General features: G+C 64.6%; 8 protein-coding genes and 1 CRISPR repeat array. Of the genes, 2 read left to right on the top strand and 6 right to left on the bottom strand.

The genetic code is table 11. The features are described from left to right. Positions 1-7: 7 nt before the first annotated feature. Positions 8-1,018, bottom strand: coding sequence for a class 1 fructose-bisphosphatase (locus tag D0B54_RS08960; RefSeq protein ID WP_117290996.1), 1,011 nt, complete (start codon positions 1,016-1,018; stop codon positions 8-10). 61 nt (positions 1,019-1,079) lie between these two features. On the opposite strand from D0B54_RS08960, the gene D0B54_RS08955 reads away from it, so the two are divergent. Together D0B54_RS08955 and D0B54_RS08950 are read left to right on the top strand one after the other, a co-directional pair. Continuing rightward, positions 1,080-2,336 (top strand): NAD(P)/FAD-dependent oxidoreductase, encoded by a 1,257-nt coding sequence (locus D0B54_RS08955; RefSeq protein ID WP_117290995.1) that lies wholly within the window; start codon positions 1,080-1,082, stop codon positions 2,334-2,336. Positions 2,337-2,359: 23 nt separating this feature from the next. After that, positions 2,360-2,815, top strand: coding sequence for a PaaI family thioesterase (locus tag D0B54_RS08950; RefSeq protein ID WP_117295131.1), 456 nt, complete (start codon positions 2,360-2,362; stop codon positions 2,813-2,815). A gap of 82 nt (positions 2,816-2,897) precedes the next feature. Here D0B54_RS08950 and D0B54_RS08945 read toward each other — a convergent pair whose 3' ends face one another. The 5 genes from D0B54_RS08945 to cas2e form a co-directional block, all read right to left on the bottom strand. Then, on the bottom strand, positions 2,898-3,320 hold the full coding sequence (locus D0B54_RS08945) for a type II toxin-antitoxin system PemK/MazF family toxin (RefSeq protein WP_117290994.1): 423 nt from the start codon (positions 3,318-3,320) through the stop codon (positions 2,898-2,900). Beyond that, complete coding sequence (locus tag D0B54_RS08940; RefSeq protein WP_117290993.1) at positions 3,321-3,578, bottom strand: type II toxin-antitoxin system Phd/YefM family antitoxin; 258 nt, start codon at positions 3,576-3,578, stop codon at positions 3,321-3,323. It lies immediately after the preceding gene. A 90-nt stretch (positions 3,579-3,668) separates the two neighbouring features. Beyond that, positions 3,669-4,100, bottom strand: a complete 432-nt coding sequence (locus D0B54_RS08935) for an SRPBCC family protein (RefSeq protein WP_117290992.1) — start codon at positions 4,098-4,100, stop codon at positions 3,669-3,671. Positions 4,101-4,462: 362 nt separating this feature from the next. After that, the gene (locus D0B54_RS25305; RefSeq protein ID WP_441347432.1) at positions 4,463-4,732 is read right to left on the bottom strand and encodes a hypothetical protein; all 270 of its coding nucleotides are present in this window, start codon (positions 4,730-4,732) and stop codon (positions 4,463-4,465) included. Between the two features lie 51 nt (positions 4,733-4,783). Continuing rightward, positions 4,784-14,818: direct repeats of the CRISPR family, unit length 29 nt; unit sequence CGGTTCATCCCCGCGTGCGCGGGGAACAC. A 99-nt stretch (positions 14,819-14,917) separates the two neighbouring features. Next, a complete protein-coding gene (gene cas2e / locus D0B54_RS08930; RefSeq protein ID WP_117290991.1) occupies positions 14,918-15,238 on the bottom strand; it encodes a type I-E CRISPR-associated endoribonuclease Cas2e in 321 nt (106 codons plus the stop codon). Between the last annotated feature and the right edge of the window lie 3 nt (positions 15,239-15,241).

Below are 15,241 nucleotides of genomic sequence, written 5' to 3'. Positions count from 1 at the left end.
GGCCTGCCTACTTCCTGGCCGCTTCGCAGTGGTAGCGCGTGGCCGTCTCGACCTCGTTCTTCGAGCCGAGGAACACCGGCACGCGCTGGTGCAGGGCCGTGGGCTGCACGTCGAGGATGCGCTGCAGGCCCGTGGTGGAGGCGCCGCCGGCCTGCTCGACGATGAAGCTCATCGGGTTGGCTTCGTACATCAGGCGCAGCTTGCCGGGCTTGGACGGGTCCTTGAGGTCCTTGGGGTAGATGAAGATGCCGCCGCGGGTCAGGATGCGATGCACGTCGGCCACCATCGAGGCGACCCAGCGCATGTTGAAGTCCTTGCCGCGCGGGCCCGTCTTGCCGGCCAGGAGTTCCTGGATGTACAGCTTCATCGGCTCCTCCCAGTGGCGCTGGTTGGACATGTTGATCGCGAATTCCTTGGTGTCCTCGGGGATCTTCATGTCCCGCTCGGTCATCAGGAAGCTGCCCAGCTCGCGGTCCAGCGTGAACTCGTGGGTGCCGTTGCCGACCGTGATCACCAGCAGCGTGCTCGGGCCGTAGACGGTGTAGCCGGCGGCAACCTGCGTGCTGCCCTTCTGCAGGAAGTGCTCGGTCTCGGGATCGGTGACGCCGTCCGGGCAGTGCAGCACCGAGAAGATGGTGCCGACGCTGATGTTGACGTCGATGTTGGACGAGCCGTCGAGCGGATCGTAGAGCAGCAGGTAGTTGCCCTTGGGATAGACGTTTGGGATCTTGACCGGATCGTCCATCTCTTCCGAGGCGCAGCCGGCGAGGTGGCCGCCCCACTCGTTGGCCTCGAGCAGGATCTCGTTGGACAGCACGTCGAGCTTCTTCTGGGCCTCGCCCTGGATGTTGCCGGTGCCGGCGTCGCCCAGCACGCCGCCCAGGGCACCCTTGCCGATGGAATGGGAAATGCTCTTGCAGGCACGGGCGACGACCTCGATCAGCAGGCGCAGGTCGGCGTTGATGCGGCCGGTGCGCTGCTCCTCGATCAGGTAGCGGGTCAGGGAAATCGGTTTCATTCGAGACGGGGTCCGGAGTTGAGGTGACGCATTTTACCGCGCCTGAAGGCATCATTCGCGCATGAACTCCCGCAACACCGATGTCCTGATCCTCGGCGGGGGGGTAATCGGCCTGGTTTCGGCCCTGCGCCTGCTGCAAGCCGGCCGCAGCGTCACCATCCTGGAACGCAAGACCGTGGGTGCCGGCAGCTCGCATGGCAACTGCGGCACGATCACCCCCAGCCATGCCCCGCCCCTGGCCGCCCCCGGCGTGATCCAGCTGGCCCTGAAGTGGATGACCCAGGGGGACGCCCCCCTGTACGTCAGGCCGCGCGCCGACTGGCGCCTGCTGGGCTGGCTGATGCGCTTCGCCGGCCGCGCCAACGCCAGCGACTACCTGGCCGGCATGCATGCCAAGGCCCTGCTGCTGAACCGCTCCCGCGCCCTGCTGGAGCAGTTGGTGCGCGACGAGGGCCTGGATTGCGAGTTCGAGACCGGCGGCACCATGTACGTGTTCCGCGACCCGCGGGCGCTGGAGCGGGCCAACCCCCTGCTGGAGCCCCTGCGCGCCGAGGGCGTGGAGGCGCGCATCGTCGACGGCGCGGAGGCACGGCGGCTGGAACCGGCGCTCAACGACAGCATCGTCGGCGGCCACTACTACGGTAACGACGCCCATCTGCGGCCGGAGCGCTATGTCGAAGAGCTGGCCCGGCGCGTGCGCGAACTGGGCGGCGTCATCCTGGAGGGCGAGGAGATCAGCGGCTTCGAGCGCGACGGCGGGCGCGTCAGCGGCGTGGTCACCACCGCCGGCGGCCGCCACAGCGGGCGCGACGTACTGATGGCGCTGGGCGCCTGGTCACCCTTGATCGGCCGCCAGCTGGGCCTGGACCTGCCGATCCAGCCCGGCAAGGGCTACTCGATCACCACCCTGAACCCGAAGAGCTGGCCGCGGCTGCCGCTGGTGCTCAAGGAGCGCAGCGTCTGCGTCACCGGTTGGCCGAGCGGCTACCGCCTGGGCAGCACCATGGAATTCTCGGGCTACGACAGCTCGCTGAACCGCCGGCGCCTGGATGCCCTGCGCCGCGCCGCCACCGAATACCTGCGCGAGCCCTGGGGCGAGCAGACCGTGGAGGAATGGTACGGCTGGCGCCCGATGACCTACGACGACCTGCCCCTGATCGGCCGCGCGCCGCGCTGGGACAACCTGTGGCTGGCCACCGGCCATGGCATGCTCGGCGTGACGCTGTCTGCCGTCACCGGCGAGCTGGTCGGCGAACTGCTGACCGGCGCGGCGCCCAGCATCGACCCGAAGCTGGTGGACCCTGCCCGCTTCAACTGAGAACCTGTCTCGAGGCAATGCAGATGGACCGGATCAACCCCGACTACGTCGCCGCGCTGTACCAGATGGTCAACGGCGCCGCGTTTCCGAAGCACATCGCCTTCCGCGTGGCCGACATCGGCTTCGACAGCTGCCTGATCGAGCTGGACGTGCTGCCGCAGCACTTCCAGCCCTTCGGCATCGTCCATGGCGGCGTGCTGGCGACGCTGATCGACACCGCCACCTTCTGGGCCGGCTTCATGCGCCTGCCAGCCGACGCGGGCCTGGTGAACGTGGACCTGAAGCTCAACTACCTCAAGCCCGCCGTCAGCGGCCTGCTGAAGGCCGAGGGCCGCTGCATCCGCGCCGGCCGGCAGCTCAGCTACACCGAGGCCTATGTGCGCGACGACAAGGGCGAAATCCTGGCCCATGGCACGTCGACGCTGATGGCGCTGCCGGGCAAGGGGCTGAAGATCGCGCCGGCGAAGTTCCTGGGATAAGAACCCTGCCAGCACGTAGCCCGGTTTCGCGTAGCGAAGCCGGGAGGGGGCCTGCAAGGCGCCCCCGGCGGAATGACGGCAATCAGGTACGCCCAACGACTTTGAGCTTTTCGCCTTCCCGGAGAATCTTCTCCTTCAATGCGTTGAACACCACCGCAGGCAATTCGCCGTAGGCGTACTGCTGCCGGCTGGTCAAGACCAGATCAGGACCAGGCCAGTCGAAGCTGTTCACCTCCGTGGCGATGATCCAATTCTTCTCTTCATCGAGGCCCAGGCGCCTTCGGGTGGCGGGGGTCAATTCGATCGCCCGGCTCGAATCCTCGGGTGGTGTATGCGTGATCGGCGCGACAGTCACGACCTTATGGCCGTCGACATCCTCTACGCAAACGACGACCACACAAGGGCGATGCTTCCGGCCATCGACCTTGCCCTCGTCAAATTCGGACTTCCAGAGGTAGGTGTATCGAAGAACCAGCCCGGGAATCGGGGTGGGATACGTGGCCAACTAGCCATCCACTTCGTCGTTGAAGGCCGCGGACTGCGCCGAGGGCTCGGCGTTGGCGATAGCCTCACGCAAGGCAGCCGGAAGATTGGCTGTCGAGTACGCTTGGCGGTCGAGCCGCTTCAGCCGGTCGTACTCAGCAGGCGAAATCATCACCATCTGGGTCCGGCCATGCGACTGCACAGAAACCGGCTCTGTCTGTACCAGCTGCGCAACTGCCCCGAATCGCTTTGCAACCTCTGTACTGCTCAAGACTCGCATAGTTCCATCTCCCGCAATATCCTCATATTACGGAAAATGTGCATTTTGCGCAACATTCCTTCCAACGGCTCCTCCAGCGCCCCACAGCGCTCATCCGCTGGGTAGCTGCAGCCGCCCCAGCAAATCCGACCACACTGTGCCGTGCTCCTGTGCGTGCTGCGCCGAGGGCAGTCCGTCATGGGTCAGGGTCAGGCGCGTGCCCTGCCCCTGCGGCTGCAGGTCGAGCGTGACGATGGACTCGCGCTCATCGGTGCCCGGCGACACCCAGGTGAACATCAGGCGGCTGGGCCGGTCGATTTCCAGGTAGCTGCCGCGCAGCGGAACCTCGCCGCCCTCGCACTGCAGACGGATCTCGAAACTGCCGCCGACGCGCCGGTCCAGCGCCACGCTGCTGGGCGGCGCGGATTCCATGCGCAGCCACTGCGCCAGCGCCTCCGGCTGGATCCAGGCGTCGAAGACCTCGCCCAGCGGCAAACCGTACTGGTGGCTGACGCTGATGCTGTGCAGGACCGGTCGCTGCATGCTGTCTCCTCCTGTCGCCGTCTGATGCGGCTGGAAGCATTCAAACAGGTTCCGGAGCCCAAAAACAACAAGGCCCCGTTTCCGGTCCCTACCGACATGCGAATCGCTCAAGTCGTGTGCTTGGAAGGACAAACGCTTGTCGATACCCAACGTGCAGCGCAGTCCAGGTCGTCGAAGCTTCGCGGGAAGCACAGTCGTCGGTTCATCCCCGCGTGCGCGGGGAACACGCTCGATGGCGAGTGCTCGCCAGGGCCTGCTGCGGTTCATCCCCGCGTGCGCGAGAACACATCAGGCCGCGGGCCAGAGCGGCGTCGATGACCGGTTCATCCCCGCATGCGCGGGGAACACAATGACAGCGAGCCCTACTCGCTGAAGCTCACCGGTTCATCCCGCGTGCGCGGGAAACACGCCGCACCGCTGACATCGCCGCCCAGCAGCTTCGGTTCATCCCCGCGTGCGCGGGGAACACACAGCCGGGCCCGCGGGATGGTGTTGAAGAAGTTCTTCATCCCCGCGTGCGCGGGGAACACGGTTTCATCCGACCACCACCCAATTTCCGTCAATTCTTCATCCCCGCGTGCGCGGGGAACACACACCTGGTAGGTCCAGGTGAGCCAGCCAAGGCGGTTCATCCCCGCGTGCGGGGGAACACAGCCGTGTTCAACCCGTCGATCCTCTTCCCGGCGGTTCATCCCCGCGTGCGCGGGGAACACGATTTGGAATCCACCGCCGAGGATTCGTAGCTCGGTTCATCCCCGCGTGCGCGGGGAACACGATGACGGAATGACCTACAAATCTGTTGTTAACGGTTCATCCCCGCGTGCGCGGGGAACACTCGCGGAGCTTGATGCCGCTGTTGATCTCGGGCGGTTCATCCCTGCGTGCGCGGGGAACACTTCTTCTGGTTGGACTTCGGGTCGCAGTAGGCCGGTTCATCCCCGCGTGCGCGGGGAACACTTGTACTCGCCAGGCACGTCCCAGATGACCTGCGGTTCATCCCCGTGTGCGCGGGGAACACTATACGGTTCATCTCATCGATGAGGGTCTGGACGGTTCATCCCCGCGTGCGCCGGGAACACGAACCCGGCGCGTCGGCACGGTGGACCCAGCGCGGTTCATCCCCGCATGCGCGGGGAACACGATTCTTTGTCTGTGCGGTTATAGCAAATATCCGGTTCATCCCCGCGTGCGCGGGAACACGCCAAGACCTCGTCCCGGCTCATGTGCAGCGCCGGTTCATCCCCGCGTGCGCGGGGAACACATACACTGAAGTTCCGCGCGGTAACGGCAAATCGGTTCATCCCCGCGTGCGCGGGGAACACATCGTCATCGGGTTTTGGTCCATCTGCTCCATCGGTTCATCCCCGCGTGCGCGGGGAATACCACGGCCGTGCAGTCGAGTTGGCCGTATCGCTCGGTTCATCCCCGCGTGCGCGGGGAACACATCGTCATCGGGTTTTGGTCCATCTGCTCCATCGGTTCATCCCCGCGTGCGCGGGGAATACCACGGCCGTGCAGTCGAGTTGGCCGTATCGCTCGGTTCATCCCCGCGTGCGCGGGGAACACCAGGAAACCAAGGACGGCTTCAAGTTCGCCAACGGTTCATCCCCGCGTGCGCGGGGAACACGCGACCCTTGCCGCCCCCGGGCAGGTCGTGCTGGGTTCATCCCCGCGTGCGCGGGGAACACGGGCGTCCAGCGGGCGCAGGCTGTGACATCGCCGGTTCATCCCCGCGTGCGCGGGGAACACGGGCCGGCGACGGCGGAAACGGCCTACTCGTACGGTTCATCCCCGCGTGCGCGGGGAACACGCATCGCAGGCGGTCGGCTCTCATTTCCATCGCGGTTCATCCCCGCGTGCGCGGGGAACACATCAGCCTGACCAGCCGCGCGACCCTGGAGCGCGGTTCATCCCCGCGTGCGCGGGGAACACGTCGGAGCTAGGGTTGCGCAGCTGCTGGCATTCGGTTCATCCCCGCGTGCGCGGGGAACACTTCGCGGAGGGCTGCGACCTGCGTGGCGATACCGGTTCATCCCCGCGTGCGCGGGGAACACGGGCGTTCTTGAATCCCTCCCCGCTGCCGTAGCGGTTCATCCCCGCGTGCGCGGGGAACACGCCCACGCGGCGGCGCACCAGCACCATCGAAGCCGGTTCATCCCCGCGTGCGCGGGGAACACCCACGGTGTTCTCCATGTGTTCGCTGAACTGGCGGTTCATCCCCGCGTGCGCGGGGAACACGCATAGATGCGAGTGTACTGATGACCCTGATACGGTTCATCCCCGCGTGCGCGGGGAACACCGGACATTTGAGCTTGAGCCTGTTGGCGCTCACGGTTCATCCCCGCGTGCGCGGGGAACACGCGACGGTGCTCGGCGGCGGGTTGTTGCCGTCCGGTTCATCCCCGCGTGCGCGGGGAACACCAGTGCCGCGGCCCGGGGAATCTGTTCCTGGGCGGTTCATCCCCGCGTGCGCGGGGAACACACCTCGACAGGCTCTTGTACAACGAGCCAAGGCGGTTCATCCCCGCGTGCGCGGGGAACACCGCTCCGTGCCCAGGAGCGTGTTGACCTTGGGCGGTTCATCCCCGCGTGCGCGGGGAACACGTGAAGCAGCGCATCAAGGGTCCCAATGGCCACGGTTCATCCCCGCGTGCGCGGGGAACACGAGGCCGCATCCCATGATGCTAACCCTATCAGCCGGTTCATCCCCGCGTGCGCGGGGAACACGTACCGCGCGCCGACGTGAACGGCGGTGCCCTCGGTTCATCCCCGCGTGCGCGGGGAACACAAAAACGCGAACTCACAGCGCGTATAAAATTCCGGTTCATCCCCGCGTGCGCGGGGAACACGATGTGGTCGTGTACGCGCACAATGGTGGACGCGGTTCATCCCCGCGTGCGCGGGGAACACAAGAATTCGCGAGCACTGTCGCAAACAGCATGCGGTTCATCCCCGCGTGCGCGGGGAACACGTCGAGGTGGGTGCCCGACTTGAAGCTCATGGCGGTTCATCCCCGCGTGCGCGGGGAACACACCCAATAGCCGGCGCCGCCGTAGGTGTAGGCCGGTTCATCCCCGCGTGCGCGGGGAACACCGCCTATACGGCCGGTACGTTGGCAGCAACAACGGTTCATCCCCGCGTGCGCGGGGAACACGATTGGTGCCTGTACAAACTAGGTCGCGACGGCGGTTCATCCCCGCGTGCGCGGGGAACACGGCAGTTGGGATTTATTGACACTATTGCGAATCGGTTCATCCCCGCGTGCGCGGGGAACACAGCGGCGGACTTTGCACATTTCAGGTCTCCGACGGTTCATCCCCGCGTGCGCGGGGAACACAAAGAACTGGAGGACGCCATGAGTCCAGATACCGGTTCATCCCCGCGTGCGCGGGGAACACCCAATACCATTCGTACAGATAAACTAAAATAGCGGTTCATCCCCGCGTGCGCGGGGAACACGCACTATGCGACTGTTCTTGCCGGCGCCAGCGAGGTTCATCCCCGCGTGCGCGGGGAACACGCTCGCTATTACCAGCTCGAAAGCATTGAGGCGGGTTCATCCCCGCGTGCGCGGGGAACACACGAAGTCGCGCAGCTTCTCTGGAGATCGTGCCGGTTCATCCCCGCGTGCGCGGGGAACACCAGCATGGGTATTACCTCCGACGGGGCCGGCGCGGTTCATCCCCGCGTGCGCGGGGAACACAGCTCCGGCACCGCCAGCTGATGTGTTGCCATCGGTTCATCCCCGCGTGCGCGGGGAACACTTCGTCAGCCGTCAGCAGCTTATGAGTTAGCTCGGTTCATCCCCGCGTGCGCGGGGAACACACGGTCGGGGCTGCTTTAATAAAGCGCAAGTTCGGTTCATCCCCGCGTGCGCGGGGAACACCGAATTGAATGCAACCGGTGCGGGCGATCCCGCGGTTCATCCCCGCGTGCGCGGGGAACACTCGCGAGGGGGTGGGGTCGGCTTTAATTCTATCGGTTCATCCCCGCGTGCGCGGGGAACACTGTTTTGGCTGACGGGCAGACGTTTACAGGGCCGGTTCATCCCCGCGTGCGCGGGGAACACGGGCATTGGTTTCGTGCTATCACATAACGATCCGGTTCATCCCCGCGTGCGCGGGGAACACAACGTTCGTTCGCATCGCTGCGAATTGCGCGTCGGTTCATCCCCGCGTGCGCGGGGAACACGCCCAAGCGGGTAGTTTCCGGGTCGCAGCGGACGGTTCATCCCCGCGTGCGCGGGGAACACCACGCCCGGACCAGCTCGGCCGATCCAGTCGTCGGTTCATCCCCGCGTGCGCGGGGAACACAGTTGCACGACGCTCTTGCCGTCCACGTAGCCCGGTTCATCCCCGCGTGCGCGGGGAACACGTTATGGTCCCAACGGTGCGCGTGACGATGCCCGGTTCATCCCCGCGTGCGCGGGGAACACGCAGGCCCGCGCCGCCCCAATCCTCCCGGAGCCGGTTCATCCCCGCGTGCGCGGGGAACACCAGGGCGGAGGGAGGGCGGGTGAGGGCCATGGCGGTTCATCCCCGCGTGCGCGGGGAACACCTCCACGCGATAGGCCGTGGTGACGGGCAGGGCGGTTCATCCCCGCGTGCGCGGGGAACACGCAGAGCCGCCCCTGCGTCTATCTGCGTCACCCGGTTCATCCCCGCGTGCGCGGGGAACACTCCAGCGGCTTGGCGCGCACGTCATGCACCACCGGTTCATCCCCGCGTGCGCGGGGAACACGTCGGGCGTGTCTTCACTGTCCATGTCACCGCCGGTTCATCCCCGCGTGCGCGGGGAACACTGGCGATATTGTTCAGGTAGTACGGCCCTGCGCGGTTCATCCCCGCGTGCGCGGGGAACACTCCGCCAGTGCGAGGCCCGCGTCGGCAATGAGCGGTTCATCCCCGCGTGCGCGGGGAACACGTGACAGCAGCGAAAGCGTCATCGCGTTCTGCAGGTTCATCCCCGCGTGCGCGGGGAACACATCTGGATCGTGCATGCCTGCCGCCCGCGCGGCGGTTCATCCCCGCGTGCGCGGGGAACACGAGTTAACAGGAAAGTTAACAGCATCAAAAACCGGTTCATCCCCGCGTGCGCGGGGAACACAGCAGATCAAGAATGAGCAGCGGCAGAACCGCCGGTTCATCCCCGCGTGCGCGGGGAACACTGCTACATCCTGCCGTCCGGGATCTCGAGTCGCGGTTCATCCCCGCGTGCGCGGGGAACACGCAATGACGGCGATCACGACCCAGGGCGCAATCGGTTCATCCCCGCGTGCGCGGGGAACACTGCGCCTCTGGCCTATACACGTCGGCCCTGTTCGGTTCATCCCCGCGTGCGCGGGGAACACGCCTTCATCGCCGTTTCGCGGACCGTCAGCGGCGGTTCATCCCCGCGTGCGCGGGGAACACGAGAACTACTGGAAGGAAGCGAACGCTGAGAACGGTTCATCCCCGCGTGCGCGGGGAACACTCCATGGCGTGGCAGTACGCCATGCAGGAATTCGGTTCATCCCCGCGTGCGCGGGGAACACGCGATGCCGGACGCAAATGCATGCATGTTCCTCGGTTCATCCCCGCGTGCGCGGGGAACACTGGGAATCGGCGCCAGATCCGTCGACTGCGTTCGGTTCATCCCCGCGTGCGCGGGGAACACCTCATGGACAACGGCCCCGATGTCGCATACCACGGTTCATCCCCGCGTGCGCGGGGAACACTTGTGCGCGGCGAGCTGCATGTACTCGTTCATCGGTTCATCCCCGCGTGCGCGGGGAACACCATAGGTGGCGGCGGTATCGTAGTTTTGATTGCGGTTCATCCCCGCGTGCGCGGGGAACACATCGAAGGAACCGAAGCGTTGCAGGAAGGTATCGGTTCATCCCCGCGTGCGCGGGGAACACTTGGTTGAAATCATGCACGGCATGTTTGCCTTCGGTTCATCCCCGCGTGCGCGGGGAACACGAGACAAGAAAGACGACGATGCTGCCAAACGACGGTTCATCCCCGCGTGCGCGGGGAACACGGCCGGCAGGCAGCGGCAAAACTCCGGTATGTCGGTTCATCCCCGCGTGCGCGGGGAACACCCAGGAACCGCGCAAAGAACCTCACAACTATCCGGTTCATCCCCGCGTGCGCGGGGAACACTCTGCCGTAAATGAATGGGCAGAAACCTCTGGCGGTTCATCCCCGCGTGCGCGGGGAACACGTGTCAACCCTGCCGTTGCCAACAAGGTCAAGCGGTTCATCCCCGCGTGCGCGGGGAACACGCGATAGCTAACGGCGGCAACGCTAGGTTGTTCGGTTCATCCCCGCGTGCGCGGGGAACACACCATTCAAGCCGAACGATTTGAAATGCAGCACGGTTCATCCCCGCGTGCGCGGGGAACACCGACCTTGGGCAGTTCCAAGTTAAAGAGGTTGCGGTTCATCCCCGCGTGCGCGGGGAACACATAACGATTTCGGTCAGCACCAACGATGTTGACGGTTCATCCCCGCGTGCGCGGGGAACACCCCGGTGAACGTCTGGCCATCGGCGAAAACGACGGTTCATCCCCGCGTGCGCGGGGAACACGACGACGGCATCGGACTCTGCGGCATTCGAGGCGGTTCATCCCCGCGTGCGCGGGGAACACCTCTGCCACAGATTGCCGGCGTCGATCCTGATCGGTTCATCCCCGCGTGCGCGGGGAACACGGGCAGTTGTCTCCCTCAAAGATGCCCCTGGACGGTTCATCCCCGCGTGCGCGGGGAACACAAGCCGTGGTATGACTGGTTCAACCAGATTACCGGTTCATCCCCGCGTGCGCGGGGAACACCAAGCCGGATGGCTCGCTGTTCTACGCCAAGCCGGTTCATCCCCGCGTGCGCGGGGAACACGCAGGGCTCGGAACGCCCTGTTGCGCGTACTGCGGTTCATCCCCGCGTGCGCGGGGAACACCAATCGGTCATGTGGAAGCATGGGAGCCCAATCGGTTCATCCCCGCGTGCGCGGGGAACACATATATTGATATAGTTTGTTATGTTTGGGTAACGGTTCATCCCCGCGTGCGCGGGGAACACCCATGCGCGCCAAGGCAGAGGGGTTTGATTTGCGGTTCATCCCCGCGTGCGCGGGGAACACTCCAGTTTGCTCCACCAGCCCGGCAAATCGTTCGGTTCATCCCCGCGTGCGCGGGGAACACTTGAGATTGGCAATGCGCGCAATAAGTTTATTCGGTTCATCCCCGCGTGCGCGGGGAACACGAAGGGGTTGCGCACCTCTTCGATCAGGATATCGGTTCATCCCCGCGTGCGCGGGGAACACTAGGCCGCAATATCGAAAATCTGGCAACCGGCCGGTTCATCCCCGCGTGCGCGGGGAACACGGTGTACCCATTGGCGCGGTAGACAATCCCATCGGTTCATCCCCGCGTGCGCGGGGAACACAGCTTAGTCACACGTCTAGCAAAATCCCCCTGCGGTTCATCCCCGCGTGCGCGGGGAACACCATAAAGCCTATCGCAGCCGCTATAGCGCCCTCGGTTCATCCCCGCGTGCGCGGGGAACACTCAGCTTCACTCTGATGGGCAACGGCGCTGATCGGTTCATCCCCGCGTGCGCGGGGAACACCTCAATCCCAGGCTCGCTTTTTGTCCCCCAATCGGTTCATCCCCGCGTGCGCGGGGAACACCCGTACGCGCTGGCGGGGGCCACGCTTATTGTCGGTTCATCCCCGCGTGCGCGGGGAACACGCAGAAGGCTCAAAGCCATATTCTGCGGCAATCGGTTCATCCCCGCGTGCGCGGGGAACACATCTTTGCCTCGGCTTGAAGATGACCACGGCGCGGTTCATCCCCGCGTGCGCGGGGAACACAATTGGGCCTACCAGTACATGAAGCGGCAACGCGGTTCATCCCCGCGTGCGCGGGGAACACCTCTGGTACGACCCGTATTCGGGCCAGTACAACGGTTCATCCCCGCGTGCGCGGGGAACACGAAGGGCCGGCAGTAGCAGCGGTCAAGGATTGCGGTTCATCCCCGCGTGCGCGGGGAACACCGCCGGCTGTTCCAGGAGCTGGCGCGCCAGGTCGGTTCATCCCCGCGTGCGCGGGGAACACGGTAGGCGCAATGACCGCAGTGCGCCCGCACACGGTTCATCCCCGCGTGCGCGGGGAACACATAAGTAAACACGTTATCCATTGCGATTGCAGCGGTTCATCCCCGCGTGCGCGGGGAACACCGGGGCGGCCTCTACCGGAGCAGGGGCGCTGCCGGTTCATCCCCGCGTGCGCGGGGAACACCCGACGCCTTGAAAGGCCTCCTCAATGGCACCCGGTTCATCCCCGCGTGCGCGGGGAACACGTAAAGCTCGGGCTCAATACTGTGGGCACGTTCGGTTCATCCCCGCGTGCGCGGGGAACACGCCGTAGTGGCCGGCGTAGAACTCGACGTTCTCGGTTCATCCCCGCGTGCGCGGGGAACACTGACCGATGCTGACCCTGGCTATGAGAACCGCCGGTTCATCCCCGCGTGCGCGGGGAACACGAGCCTCTGGGGGATGGCTTAGTCTACCCGATCGGTTCATCCCCGCGTGCGCGGGGAACACTGCTGGGAGGCCCATTCCGCCATGTCCAAGGGCGGTTCATCCCCGCGTGCGCGGGGAACACGATGGGAGCCGGCGCAGCAATGACCGAGGGAGCGGTTCATCCCCGCGTGCGCGGGGAACACGCTGTAAGCAATTTCTAGAAACCGAATGGAAGCGGTTCATCCCCGCGTGCGCGGGGAACACATTCGGGCGCTGGAGTTGTAAACGCCAACCGGCGGTTCATCCCCGCGTGCGCGGGGAACACAGCGCGCCAGGATGCTGAAGGAAACCGCCGCTCGGTTCATCCCCGCGTGCGCGGGGAACACATGCAACCCACCAACGCCCATGGTGTAAGTTGCGGTTCATCCCCGCGTGCGCGGGGAACACGAATTCTCCGATTGGCGACGTGTCGGGATAGGCGGTTCATCCCCGCGTGCGCGGGGAACACCTATATATCGAAAGTTTGTTGAACGTCAGCAACGGTTCATCCCCGCGTGCGCGGGGAACACTACAAATATGGATTTATATAATCGCACGATTGCGGTTCATCCCCGCGTGCGCGGGGAACACTCATGAGTAAGTATGAAGCTAGATTTTTTCTGCGGTTCATCCCCGCGTGCGCGGGGAACACGTTTTTATCGTGTGTCCACAGGGGTATGTTTGCGGTTCATCCCCGCGTGCGCGGGGAACACTACGCCGCATTTACCGGCAACATCTGCAAAGCCGGTTCATCCCCGCGTGCGCGGGGAACACTCAAGCATGTTCGGGTGTTGCTGCAATGCTGACGGTTCATCCCCGCGTGCGCGGGGAACACAGTTCCCAAGGCTGCAAGGTAATCTGACGCAGCGGTTCATCCCCGCGTGCGCGGGGAACACCCATTAAAGCCGCGTACGACGGCATCCTAGCCCGGTTCATCCCCGCGTGCGCGGGGAACACTGCAAGCGCCCTGCGTAAGTCTTGAGAGATTCCGGTTCATCCCCGCGTGCGCGGGGAACACGGCATGATTCCAATTGTTGCATTCCATGCATTCGGTTCATCCCCGCGTGCGCGGGGAACACTCCTAAGAAAAGAAAGCCCCGCATTAGCAGGGCGGTTCATCCCCGCGTGCGCGGGGAACACTCGCGAGGGGGCGGGGTCGGCTTTAATTCTATCGGTTCATCCCCGCGTGCGCGGGGAACACTTAGAGGGCCAACTAGATACGGCTCGCAAAAACGGTTCATCCCCGCGTGCGCGGGGAACACGCATTGCAGCAACACCCGAATATGTTTCGCGCCGGTTCATCCCCGCGTGCGCGGGGAACACAAGAACTGGATGATACCGAACAGCTTTGCAGACGGTTCATCCCCGCGTGCGCGGGGAACACCTCCGCGAAGCGCGTTGGCACAGGCCTGCATTCGGTTCATCCCCGCGTGCGCGGGGAACACCCGAGGAAGTCATTTTCCGCCCGCGCGCAGGCCGGTTCATCCCCGCGTGCGCGGGGAACACTTCCATATTCGATAAAGAGCTATAAGCTTGACCGGTTCATCCCCGCGTGCGCGGGGAACACGACATTTGTTATAACCGCACAGACAAAGAATCCGGTTCATCCCCGCGTGCGCGGGGAACACGCCAGGAACCGCGCACAGAACCTCGCAACTATCGGTTCATCCCCGCGTGCGCGGGGAACACAAGAACTGGCGGGCCGGCTTAATTCTTCGATGCGGTTCATCCCCGCGTGCGCGGGGAACACGTCGTCTTAAGATGCGCGCGGCTCCATAGTTCCGGTTCATCCCCGCGTGCGCGGGGAACACTGCCAGCTCTTGGGGGACGTTCGATGCGAGCGCGGTTCATCCCCGCGTGCGCGGGGAACACAAAGCGGAGGGTTTCTAGCATTACGCAGAATCCGGTTCATCCCCGCGTGCGCGGGGAACACATGAACAACTGTGTTCTGATCGACAAAAAGAACGGTTCATCCCCGCGTGCGCGGGGAACACTGGCCCAAAACCAGCGATACAGCGCCTCAATGCGGTTCATCCCCGCGTGCGCGGGGAACACCAATTAAAACTGCGAAGGTCATTTTAAAATTCCGGTTCATCCCCGCGTGCGCGGGGAACACACCGCAGAAGCCGCGACCCAATTGCGCAGCAGCGGTTCATCCCCGCGTGCGCGGGGAACACACTTCACGTACATGTCTGAACCATATAGACATTTACGCTGTGCAAAAGACTACCAGGGAAATCGGTCCGCAACCAATCTCCCGGTACATCACTGGATTGTTAAAGAGCTTTGTCTGGCCGAATACCTTGTGGCAGGGCCGCTTCTGCATGGAACTCAACCAGCTTGACTCCGTCCATCTGGACTGGGACTCGGCGATTGTGTCCCAAGGTTTCGAACTCGAAACCCGCCTCCTGTCCGGGGGCTCGCCAAATTATTACAGCGTTGCCGTCTTCAATGCCCTCAGTTACCTGAGCCCAGATGTACTCACGTACCTTTCGACCGTACTCGCCCACGTAGACACCAGCGCGAACCTCCAACAGCCATATGGCCAGCCGCCCGCGCAGTCTTGGTGGTGCATTCTCCAGTATGACGACCAGCATTCG

This window comes from Solimonas sp. K1W22B-7 (assembly GCF_003428335.1).
Lineage (GTDB): Bacteria > Pseudomonadota > Gammaproteobacteria > Nevskiales > Nevskiaceae > Solimonas_A.
Note: the sequence above shows the minus strand (reverse complement) of the source record. Positions and strands in the feature narration are given on the sequence as shown.

Excerpts from the sequence above, each read along its gene's own strand:
- D0B54_RS08955 (WP_117290995.1), top strand. The coding sequence starts at position 1,080 with ATGAACTCCCGCAACACCGATGTCCTGATCCTCGGCGGGGGGGTAATC.
- D0B54_RS08935 (WP_117290992.1), bottom strand. The coding sequence starts at position 4,100 with ATGCAGCGACCGGTCCTGCACAGCATCAGCGTCAGCCACCAGTACGGT.
- D0B54_RS08960 (WP_117290996.1), bottom strand. The coding sequence starts at position 1,018 with ATGAAACCGATTTCCCTGACCCGCTACCTGATCGAGGAGCAGCGCACC.
- D0B54_RS08940 (WP_117290993.1), bottom strand. The coding sequence starts at position 3,578 with ATGCGAGTCTTGAGCAGTACAGAGGTTGCAAAGCGATTCGGGGCAGTT.
- D0B54_RS25305 (WP_441347432.1), bottom strand. The coding sequence starts at position 4,732 with ATGAACCGCCTTGGCTGGCTCACCTGGACCTACCAGGTGTGTGTTCCC.
- D0B54_RS08950 (WP_117295131.1), top strand. The coding sequence starts at position 2,360 with ATGGACCGGATCAACCCCGACTACGTCGCCGCGCTGTACCAGATGGTC.
- cas2e (WP_117290991.1), bottom strand. The coding sequence starts at position 15,238 with ATGCTGGTCGTCATACTGGAGAATGCACCACCAAGACTGCGCGGGCGG.